This window comes from Microbulbifer rhizosphaerae (assembly GCF_014191725.1).
In the GTDB taxonomy this organism is placed as follows: Bacteria; Pseudomonadota; Gammaproteobacteria; order Pseudomonadales; family Cellvibrionaceae; genus Microbulbifer; species Microbulbifer rhizosphaerae.
Genome location: NZ_JACHWZ010000041.1, coordinates 1 through 10,396 on the forward strand (window position 1 = coordinate 1; position 10,396 = coordinate 10,396).

The following is a 10,396-nucleotide window of genomic DNA, read 5'->3' on the forward strand; positions in this document are numbered from 1 at the left end:
CAGCGCGGCGGTCAGGGTGGTTTTACCGTGGTCTACGTGACCGATGGTGCCCACGTTCACGTGGGGCTTGGAACGTTCAAACTTTTCTTTTGCCATTGCTAGCCTCCTAAATATAGGCACGCCCTGATCGGCGGAGCCTACTTCCAGAACCGGCGCACCCGACCACCAACAAACCCGGCACCCGGATACAAACAGCCGCAGAGACACCTGCCCCCGCGGCCATAAATAATGGAGCTCATGGGCGGATTTGAACCGCCGACCTCACCCTTACCAAGGGTGTGCTCTACCCCTGAGCTACATGAGCACTACTGCCAAACTCCACGCAACCCCACAAGCCACAGCCCCGGGATAATGGAGCGGGTAGCGGGAATCGAACCCGCATCATCAGCTTGGAAGGCTGAGGTTCTACCATTGAACCATACCCGCAGAACCAGTCCGCACGCGGATCCTTTACTGACACAGAGCAGGCCGTTCAACCTCTGCTCTCTGCCTCTTTTATGGTGCAGGGGGGTGGATTCGAACCACCGAAGCTTGCGCGTCAGATTTACAGTCTGATCCCTTTGGCCACTCGGGAACCCCTGCTCGAAAGCGGCGTGTATTCTCTACACCGACCACCGCACTGTCAACGATTTTTCCTTCAAATTCACAGACTTATCTGCAGAATCCAAAGCGAACAGCGCGAGAGACAAAAATGGAGCTGGCGAGAGGAGTCGAACCCCCGACCGGCTGATTACAAGTCAGCTGCTCTACCAACTGAGCTACGCCAGCCCTGTCTCTACCCCACGGAAGCCGCATCGGCCCCGCAACGTGGAGGCGGGATTCTAGGGGATGTTCTGGTCGGGCGCAACAGGGGAAAGTGCGTGGCGGGATTCGAAAGAATATTCGGCCGCCGAAGCGAAGGGCCTGATGCCGGGGGCATTTTGAGAGACTGTTGGCGAGAGGGACCTCGCCGACAAGCCCCCCAGGGATGGGTTCACGGGGGGGGCGCCTAGCCCGTGCTCGCAAAATGCCCCCGGCAGCAGGGCCGCCACGGACTTAACTACAAGGCTCTCGGGACTCGCACAGGTAGCCCTCCCCTATAAGTTGCCGCTCACTTCGCTGCAAAGATTCTGTCGCCGGTCCAGCTCCGGGTATTCCCGCTGCAGCTGGGTCCAGAAGTCCTCCGCCAGTTGCTCCGCACCGCCGGGGGGCAGTACCACCCAGCGCTCCAGGTAGGTCTGCGGCTCCTGGCGGGTCCGGATGTCAATGCCCTTCTGGCGCAACTCCTCCGCCAGGGATTCAGCGCGGTCCGGTTCGGAGAATATGCCGAAGGAGATTCCATTGGCGAGCGAACCTTTGGGGATCACATAACTGTCTATCCCCGCCGCCTGCAACTCGCGCAGCTTGCCGAATGCCTCGCGGCGCGAACTCATGGGCGCCAGGAATACCCAGTAGCGCATCTGCCCCTGCACCTCAACTTCCCGCAGCGCGGCATCCACCTGCAGGGCCTGCAGCCGCTGCGCTATGTCCTCCCCCAGATATTCCGCTTCAAAGGGGCCGAGCAGAGTGCACAAATCCCCGCTCTGCAACTTTGGCTCGGGAGCCGGGGGCACCTCGCGCAATGCGTTTTGCGGGGCCTCTTCCACCAGCACAATAGAGTCGCCGGCCTCCTGCGGCACGGCGCTGTCGACCGCCGGCGACTGCGAGGCGCGGCCGGCGGTCTGAAACCAGGCGTAGAGGCCGATATTGGCGAGCAACAGGGCAATAACTATCCAGCGCATAAAATCAGAAACTGTTAGGGATTACTGAGTGCCAGGCCATCCAGTACCAGCTCAGGAACCAATTCATGGGGCCGGGGAAACAGGGAGGAAAAGAACTCGCCGTCCCCTCCGGTCAACCACAGCAGCGGCTCGCTGCCGGCTGTTCGCCGCAGCTCCGCCAGCGCGTGCTCTACAGCACCCATCACCATCAGTGGCAGACCCCGATTGACCGCCTCCCCGGTATCGCGGCCCGGCGCCAGGGACATGCCGGGGGAGCGGATTTCGCGCACCTTTACCGCGTCGGTATCGCTGTAGAGGGCCCGGCGCATTGGGCCGAGGCCCGGCAATATATATCCTCCCAGGTGCCGCCCGCCAGTATCCAGCAAATCGAGGGTCACCGCACTGCCGCAGTCCACAATCAGCGCGGCGCGCGGGTCAAGCCGGTGCGCGGCGAGCACCGCCAGCCAGCGGTCCACTCCCAGCCCGCCGGGTTTCCGGTAACCGCAGGTGACCCCCGCACAGTCGGCCTGTACTCGGGCGAACTCCGCCTCCAACCCGAACCTGTCCCTCGCCAGCGCCGCGAGAGCATCGGCGACGGTCTCTCCAGCCACATTGGCGGCGCGCAGCCGCTGCGGCCGGATATCGCTCCAGGCCACCGGCAGCTCGCCGCGCTTCAGTGCAGCGGTATCCAGGGCTCCCAGCGCCAGCGACTGCCCGTTGTCGAGCAGCCGCCATTTGCTGCGGGTATTGCCAATATCCAGCTCCAGTATCAGTCCCACGCTCAATCCACAGCCTCCCGAAGGGACACTTCGCCGCCGTAGAACCGCTTCACCCCTCCGTCGGCTTCCAGAATCAAGGCCCCAGTGTCGTCAACGCCCCGATCCACGCCGGTCCACTCCTGCCGCGCACTGACAATGCGCACCGATCGTCCGGAGAACTGGTCCAGTTGCTGCCACGCCTCACGGTAAGCGGCAAAACCCTCCACCGGATAGGTCTCCAGCAATGGCAGCAGTTGGTTCAGCAGTGATGCTGCCAAGTCGTTGCGCCCGATTCCCGGATGCACCCGATTCAGGTCGATCCAGGGCTGGTCGATATTTTCGCTGCTCGCCTCCGGCAGGCCTACATTCAGCCCTACGCCCACCACCACCGCGCAGCGGTCGGTGAGATCTCCGCTCAGCTCCAGCAACACGCCGGCCAGCTTGCGCCCCCGGCACCAGACGTCGTTGGGCCACTTCAGGCGAATATCCGGCACACCGAACTCTGCCAGCGCGCGCGTCAGCGCCACTCCCACCGCCAGGCTCAGGCCCTCCAGCAGCTGCACACCGCCGTTGAACTGCCAGCCGATGGAGAAATTGATCCCGCCCCCGAACGGGCTGGCCCAACTGCGCCCGCGCCGGCCGCGGCCGGCAGTCTGCTGTTCGGCGAACATCACCGCGCCGTGGCCCCTGCCCTTCTCCAGCCGCGCCAGTATCTGCGCGTTGGTGGAGTCCACCCGGTCCAGCAGGATCAGCTCGCCGAGCAGGGCCTGAGTGCGCGGGGCCAGCCTGGCTTCAATCCCCTGGGCGACCAGCAGGTCCAGTCCGCCGGGCAGGCGATAGCCACGCCCTTTTACCGACTCCAGGGGAATCCCGTAAGACTCGAGTTTTTTCAGTTGCTTCCACACCGCGGCGCGGCTCACTCCCAGGACCGCGCCAAGGGACTCGCCGGAGTGCACCTCGCCATCGGCGAGAAGATCCAGGACCGGGCGCAATTGCCGCAATGCAGAATCGGAGACGGGCACTTTCAAGACCTCAGGTAGCGGCGAAAATAGCGATGGCCCAGGCCGGTGAGAATTTCGTAGCCGATGGTGCCGGCGTAACCGGCCACCTCGTCTACAGTCAGCTCGCGGTTCAGCACTTCGATATTCTCCAAGGCTTCGCGCTGGGCCTCGCTCAGGGCGCTGATGTCATAGGTGGCCGAATCCATGGAAACCCGGCCCACCATGGGCAGCCGCCGGTCGCAGGCCCAGCCGCAACCACGGCCTCCCTGGGCGCGGAGTATACCGTCCGCATAGCCGCCCCGCGCCACTGCCAGCCAGCTGCCGGCGGCGGCTTTCTGGGTCGCCCCGTAACCCACGCTGCTCTCTTCGGCCACATAGCGTTTCTGTACCACCGGCAGACTCAGCTCCACCACCGCGCGCATGGGGTTGGGCGATCCCGGCACCGGGTTGACCCCGTAGAGCGCCGAGCCGGGCCGGGCGATATCGAAGTGGTAGTCGTCACCGAGAAAAATACCCGAGGAGTTGGCCAGGCTCAGGGATACCTGTGGGCAGAGCGCCTTCAATTCCTCGCCGGCGCGCCGGAAACACTCCAGCTGCCGGGCGTTCTGCGGATGCGCCGGTTCGTCGGCGCAGGCCAGGTGGCTCAGTAGCAACTGGATGTCTGCGGCGCGCAACAGGTCGCGCTCCGTCAGCAGTTGCCTCAGTTCTGCAGATGACATACCCAGGCGGGTCATGCCTGAATCCACCTTGAGCGAGCAAGGGGCGCGAATACCCGCCCGGGCACAACTGTCCACCCATGCCCGCAGTTGCTGGGGGGTAAACAGGACCGGCACCAGGCCGGCGCGCGCGCACTCCAGCTCGCGCCCGGGGCGCACGCCGGTCAGGACGATGATATCCGCGTCTTCCGGCAACAGCGCGCGCAGAGTTTCCCCTTCCGCCTGGGTGGCGATAAAGAAATCGCGGCAACCGCGCCGGTACAGGGCCGGTGCCACCCGGGCCATGCCCAGACCGTAGGCGTCCGCCTTGACCACCGCGCCACAGCGGCTGCCGTCTGCCAGACGTTCCCGCAACACCAGGTAGTTGTCGCCTACCGCCTGCAGGTCAACGGTGAGAAGCCCTTCGCGGGAATCGCTCATATGTACACCTTACTATACAGCGCCCAGGAGGCTCTCCCGGCGCAGGGCGCGGGCGCCGAAGGCAATGGCGGCAGCCACCAGCAGCAGGCAGGTCAGGGACCCCGCCAATACCCAACCCACGGACACCGATTCGCCCACCAACAGCGCCTTCAGCCACTGCTGCTGCGCCACCAGGGGCACCAGTTGCCAGTAATTGTCCGTCAGATCGATCCTGGCCGCATCCAGTACCATCAGCAATGTCACTGGGGCTATCTGCAGAATGCTCAGTTGGGTCTGCGCGTCCTTGAAGGAACTGGAGCGCAGTGCCAGCAATATCTGCACCACCGCCACCAGCAGCGCCAGGGGCAACAACAGGAGGCCCATGGCCAGTACGCCGCCGGTGGTGGTGGCCTGCTGGATACCCAGCTCCGCCAACGGCATCACCGGCATCAGCGCCACCAGCGCGGCGATGGCCAGCAGCGAGCCCAGCCAGCCCAGGCTGGCGACCGCCAGAGTCTTGGCGGCGATTACCTGCCAGGCCGGCAGCGGCTGCAACAGCAGTGTCTCCAGGCTGAGCCGCTCGCGCTCACCGGCAGAGGTGTCCACCGAGGTGGCGAGGCTGGCCACGAACAGGGTCAGGATCAGCAGGCCCGGCACCATCGCCAGAATCAGCGCGCCGCGGCTGGAGGGAGTGCTCACATCGCGCACCTGCAGTTGCCAGGGTGCCAGCAGTTGCGGCGCCACGCCGCGGGCGGTGAGCCGCTGGCTCACCACCAGTTGTTGCAGGCTATTGAGCCGCTCCTGCAAGTGATGCTCGGCGCGCCCGGCGCCGGTCGCGGAGCTGTCCATATACAGGTACAGCGGCGGCGCACGAAAATCCCGATAGTCGCGGGCAAAATTGTCCGGAAGTTGCAGCACCAGGTCGTAGCCGTCGTTCAACAGCTGCCGCGGACTCCCCTCCGCTACAGCTTCCACCTCCAGGTTGGGTCCGCGCAGCTGCCGCTCCAGCAGTGGTGCATTCTCCGCTCCCAGCAGCGCCAGGCGGGTGGTCTCCTCGGTGTTCTTTTTCACCACGAAGATGGTGACCCCGGCCAGCAACACCGGGAACATCAGCGAGAAACAGATCGCCATCCACAGCGCCCGGCGGTCCCGCCAGGTCTCCAGGAATTCCTTGAGCAGCAGCGGAGCCATCTGGGGGCTGAATCGTCTTTTTTCCATCAGGCCGGCGCCCTCTCTTGCCGCTGCTCCTCTTCGCCCCCTGTGTCGCCATAGGCGAGGGCGACAAAACTGTCCTCCAGATTATCGCAGCCGGTGTGCTGCGCCAGTTCCCGCGGCGAACCACTGCCCACGATCCGGCCGCCGGCCATCACCAGCACCCGGTCGGAGAGCTCCGCCACCTCAGGCATCACATGGCTGGAAAACAGTATGGTGGTGCCCGCGGTGCGCAAGCGCAGCAGTGTCCTGCGCAACAGGCGGGCGGCGAGCACATCCAGGCCCCGCGTGGGTTCATCCAGGATCAGGTGCCGGGGCCGGTGTACCAGCGCCCGCGCCAGGGAGACCTTCATGCGTTCCCCCTGGGAAAAGCCCCGGGTGCGCCGGTGCCACAGGTCCCCCAGTTCCAGTTCACTGCGGATTGAATCCAGCGCCTCGCGCAGTGCCCCGCCGGACAGCCCCTGCATACGCGCGAACAGGGACAGGTACTCTGCCACCGTGAGCCGCTCGTAGAGCCCCTCGCGGTCCCCCACCACACCCAGTTGGCGACGCGCCGCCATGGGATCGCGGGCCACATCGATATCGCCCAGCAGCACCCGCCCGGAGTCCGCCCCCAACAGTCCGGTGATAATCCGCAGGCAGGTGGTCTTGCCAGCGCCGTTGGCGCCGAGCAGTGCGGTGATCTGTCCATCCGGCACGGAAAAACCCAAATTGTGCAGCACCGGCCGCCCGGCGAACTGCTTGTGTACGGATTCCACTTCGATCACTGTTCCGCCCCTCCCATATCCAGCGCCGGACCGAAGGCATCGGCCATAAACGGCGGCCGCCGTATTTCCGCTACGCAGCTGTCGTCGAGCGGTTTGCCGGGACTGTCGAGGAAGCGTGCGATCAGTTCGGGAATACAGCCGCGGGGGGAATTGATATGGCCGCCACCGGCGACGACCAGGTGCTGTTTGCGGGACAGGTAGTCCAACTGCCGCTCGGCGTAGACCGGCGGGGTGATCGGGTCCGCGTCTCCGGAAATCAACAGTACCGGCTGATCCCTGGGTTCCGGCGCGCCGTAGGGCTTGGGCTGTACCGGCCAGACCTCGCAACCGGACTTGAACAGATCGAAAAAGGCTGTACCGAGAAAAGTATTCGCGCTGTCTGCAGCCACTTCCTCCCCGCTGATACGATTCAGTTCCTCGGCACAGGCCACGGAAAAAGTGAGCCCCATGGCCATGGAATCAGTCCTGTTGGCGAACAATCCGGCGATGCCGGAGAGAGGTCGGTAGTTGCCCAGGCGGGTCTGGTCTATCGCGTAGGGCAGCTGTGCGGCCGCCTTGGGATCATAGAGTGCCGTGCGGATGGCGTTGGCTAGAGCCCAGCGGGCAAGGGGCTGTTCTGACGGCGCGCCGGTCAGCGGGTCCGGGAAGTTCGCGGCCCGCCCGTCGTCCCACTGGGAAAGCAGCCGATCCAGTTGCCGGCGCCAGTCGCCGAAGCGGGCGCACACCACATCCTCCACGCAATCCCGCTCCAGTTGCTGCAACGCATTTTCGGCGGCGCCGGCGGTGAGGAATACTTTGGTATCGATGGGTGCGACTGCATCCAGCACCAAAGCACTCAGGGATTCCGGTTGCCATTGCTGGTAAAGCAGTGCGGTGCGCGTTCCCCAGGAGCCGCCCCAGAGCGCGATGCGCCCGTGGCCGAGGAAGCGGCGTACCCGCTCCAGGTCCGCCACCGTCTGGCGACTGCTCAGGGTTTCGGCGAAATCCGCCTTTTGCAGGTAGCACTGCGCCAACTGCCGGGAAAAGGTTTCCAGATCCGCGGGCATGTCGCTTCCGAAGCCGCAGCGAAAGGCACCGGAACGACCGGCGCCGCGGCGATCCGCCATGACGATGGCGCGCTCGCGGTTGATCCTTCGAAAGGCGTTCAGCAGCGGCGCCAGGTCGCTGGCCGCCTGACCTGGTCCGCCGGCGAGCAGATACAGGGGCTCGCGGCCGCTGCCGTTGACCGCCGGTGCCACCATCACCGCCAGGTTTTCCAGTCCATCGCCGTCGAGAGGAACCCGATAACAGCGCAACGGATCTCCCCAGCCGTCCAGATAGCAGGTTTCTGAAGGTGGCTGGCCCTGTGCGACCGCTGTGCCCGACAACCCCGTCGCCACCATCAATGCCACCAACAGCAGCCGTCGCCTCCTTACCACTGCACTGTCTCTCTCTTGCCACAAACGATGTGTCAGTCTACCGGATTTTACCCACCCTGCGACCACTGGCAGGCCGCGGTCCGATAGCATTAGCGCGGTAGGGCGCACAGTGGTAAGGTTTCAACTTGCAATCCCTCTTTTCCCTGCGCCCATGAGCTTTTCAGATCGAGAAAAACAACTAATTCGCGCTGCCTTCACCTGGGGCCAGATCACCCATAAGGAAGGTTATACCCTGTCGGACCTGGAAATAGAGAAATCCGTTCTATTCCGCCGGCTGCTCGCCGGGCGTCCGCCGCTGGCTTTCCCCCCGCCACTGCGCCACGGTTTTCCGTGGTATGAAGTGATTGAGGGGCGCGGCGAACATGTGGTGAATGCCTCAGAGGCCTCCCCGGAGTGCAGTATTATCGCTCCCGGCAGCAAACCCGGGGACACCTGCATCCTGATCGATGGCGCCTTCTGGCGCGTGGCGGAAACTGTGCGCGAGCGGGAGGAGTACATCGTTGAATGGGGGGAGTACCCCCTCCAGTGGCGGCTGAGGAAACACTGGGAAGTGAATTACGAAATGACCCAGCAGCTGAACAACTTCCGCAAGGACAACCCCAACGCGGAAATTCACTTCGACAGCCGGCCTGGTCATCGGGAATACAGCGAATTCCGTATCGACGACGAACAAACGGTATGGCTGAGCGAATGGCAGTTGAGCCGCATCGGCCTGTCCGGCTGGGTCTGGGTTGGCGTGCCGGTTGACGCTCCCTCTTCCGCCCGGCTCACGCCACTGTTCCAGGACCAGCAAGGCCCCCTGGTCATCGGCGAAGCCGACAAGAAGCGCGGTACCGGCTGGCTGCGTATAGAGCTGGCCGAAGGCGAGTTTCGCTTTATCAAGCTGGGCGACAAGCTGGAGTACCAGTCGCTGATCCCCACTGCGGTCACCCAGTTTGAAACCCTGCTGCATGGAATCCAGGGCGAGGAACTGGAAGTCATGGACTGGCGCGACGACAAGCCGCTGCGTCACTACTCGGTGCCCACTCAACTGGCTCCGCTGGAGCAGTTCGACCTGGGCGATGAGAACTACAACCTGGTGCCGGACAACGCTTACGCCGGCTGAGCGGTACAGAAATCAGTCCACGTCGCGCCCGCGGGCGGCGCGCAACAGGCGAAACCAGGCCTCTCGCGGCAACTCCCTACCCAGCACGGCAACGCCGTTGCGCAGGCGGGAAACCCTGCCGCTGCCGAGTAGCGGAGCCATATTGCTCGGGTGCTTGAGCAGCCAGGCCAGGGCGAGTTGCTGGGGCTCCATATCCAGCTCCCGGGACAACTCTTCCAGGCAGGCCTGCACCCGGCGCGCCGCTTCCCCACTACCGGTAAACAGCTCTCCACCTGCGAAGGGCGACCAGGCCATGGGGATAATCCTCTCCCGCTGGCAATAATCCAGCTGTCCGTCGAACAGTGGCGCACTCTGCAACATTGATACCTCTATCTGGTTGACCAGCAGCGGCACCGACAGCCGCGACTGCAACAGCTGCACATGGTGCGGAAGGAAATTGGATACTCCCACTGCGCGGACCTTTCCGCCGGACACCAGCCGGTCCAGTGCCTCCGCCAATTCATCCGCGTCCATCAGCGGGTCTGGGCGGTGAATCAGCAACAAATCCAGCTGCTCAATCCGCATATTTTCCAGGCTCGACTCCGCCGCCGCGGTTACATGGGTGCCGCTGCTGTCGTAGTGGTTGAGAGCGTAATTGTTATTGTCGCTCATCAACTTGATACCGCACTTGGAAACAATCTCCATCTTTCCACGCAATTCGGGCTTTAGTTTCAGGGCATCGCCAAACAGCCGCTCGCAGCGGTAGTCACCGTAAATATCTGCAAGATCAAAAGTCGTAACACCGAGTCCGAGCAGTTGCTCCAGCAATTCCAGTGTCTGCTGAGATGTGTATTTCCAGTCCGCAAGACGCCAGAGGCCCATGGCTATCCGGGACAGGGAAAAGCTTCGGTCGAGGGAGGATTGGATACGCTGCATAGAAATCAACTTATTACGGTTGCGGGGATCCTCAATTGTAAGGCTTTGCATTGTAACTGCCAGGGGCTGCACTATCCTCGATAGCGATCGAACTCCGTGTATGGAAAAGCATGTCTTTTGCCATGACACCGGTGTTACTAACAGAATACATGGATAGAGTTGTGTATAAGTATGGGATATCACCCCTGAGCCGCGCGGTTGTGCCACCGCGCTTGGATGCGCAAAAAAACACCATTGGGAATCTATACATTTGTTCGGGAAATCGAGTCTGATCGCGGCCATGGGCCGTTCCTACAGGGAGGAAGGGAGATTATTTTGTAGGAGCGGCGGGGCGGCCATCCGCCCATGGCCGCGATCGATCTTTGA

10 protein-coding genes and 4 tRNA genes are annotated in these 10,396 nt (G+C 63.4%); 1 reads left to right on the forward strand and 13 read right to left on the reverse strand.

From position 1 onward, the window contains the following. The 12 genes from FHS09_RS21890 to FHS09_RS21945 all read right to left on the reverse strand — a co-directional run. On the reverse strand, nt 1-96 hold a 96-nt coding region (locus FHS09_RS21890), incomplete at its 3' end, for a GTP-binding protein (RefSeq protein ID WP_010791028.1). A gap of 133 nt (nt 97-229) precedes the next feature. Then, a tRNA-Thr gene (locus tag FHS09_RS21895) sits at nt 230-304 on the reverse strand. 48 nt (nt 305-352) lie between these two features. After that, nucleotides 353-426, reverse strand: a tRNA-Gly gene (locus FHS09_RS21900). Between the two features lie 72 nt (nt 427-498). Continuing rightward, a tRNA-Tyr gene (locus tag FHS09_RS21905) sits at nt 499-582 on the reverse strand. 110 nt (nt 583-692) lie between these two features. Then, nucleotides 693-768: transfer RNA gene (locus tag FHS09_RS21910), tRNA-Thr, on the reverse strand. Nucleotides 769-1,076: 308 nt separating this feature from the next. Next, nucleotides 1,077-1,760, reverse strand: coding sequence for an SPOR domain-containing protein (locus FHS09_RS21915; protein ID WP_183463955.1), 684 nt, complete (start codon nt 1,758-1,760; stop codon nt 1,077-1,079). 14 nt (nt 1,761-1,774) lie between these two features. After that, nucleotides 1,775-2,518: a type III pantothenate kinase gene (locus tag FHS09_RS21920; protein ID WP_343057549.1), complete on the reverse strand. Its 744-nt coding sequence runs from the start codon at nt 2,516-2,518 to the stop codon at nt 1,775-1,777. Between the two features lie 2 nt (nt 2,519-2,520). Then, entirely contained in the window at nt 2,521-3,519 is a 999-nt protein-coding gene (gene birA / locus FHS09_RS21925) for a bifunctional biotin--[acetyl-CoA-carboxylase] ligase/biotin operon repressor BirA (RefSeq protein WP_343057547.1), read from the reverse strand. Between the two features lie 2 nt (nt 3,520-3,521). Further along, a complete protein-coding gene (alr, locus tag FHS09_RS21930; RefSeq protein ID WP_183463961.1) occupies nt 3,522-4,634 on the reverse strand; it encodes an alanine racemase in 1,113 nt (370 codons plus the stop codon). A gap of 12 nt (nt 4,635-4,646) precedes the next feature. After that, a complete protein-coding gene (locus FHS09_RS21935; protein ID WP_183463963.1) occupies nt 4,647-5,831 on the reverse strand; it encodes an ABC transporter permease in 1,185 nt (394 codons plus the stop codon). Next, entirely contained in the window at nt 5,831-6,592 is a 762-nt protein-coding gene (locus FHS09_RS21940; RefSeq protein ID WP_183463965.1) for an ATP-binding cassette domain-containing protein, read from the reverse strand. Before FHS09_RS21940 ends, FHS09_RS21935 begins: the two co-directional genes overlap by 1 nt. Continuing rightward, nucleotides 6,589-8,010 (reverse strand): alpha/beta hydrolase, encoded by a 1,422-nt coding sequence (locus tag FHS09_RS21945; RefSeq protein WP_343057548.1) that lies wholly within the window; start codon nt 8,008-8,010, stop codon nt 6,589-6,591. The genes FHS09_RS21940 and FHS09_RS21945 overlap by 4 nt, the downstream gene beginning before the upstream one ends. A 151-nt stretch (nt 8,011-8,161) precedes the next feature. Between FHS09_RS21945 and FHS09_RS21950 the strand changes: the two genes are divergently transcribed. Further along, nucleotides 8,162-9,115 carry a hypothetical protein gene (locus FHS09_RS21950; RefSeq protein ID WP_183463967.1) on the forward strand — a complete coding sequence of 318 codons (954 nt, stop codon included), beginning with the start codon at nt 8,162-8,164 and terminating at the stop codon, nt 9,113-9,115. A 12-nt stretch (nt 9,116-9,127) separates the two neighbouring features. Here the strand turns inward: FHS09_RS21950 and FHS09_RS21955 are convergent, their stop codons facing one another. Further along, complete coding sequence (locus tag FHS09_RS21955; RefSeq protein ID WP_183463969.1) at nt 9,128-10,030, reverse strand: aldo/keto reductase; 903 nt, start codon at nt 10,028-10,030, stop codon at nt 9,128-9,130. Nucleotides 10,031-10,396: the final 366 nt, after the last annotated feature.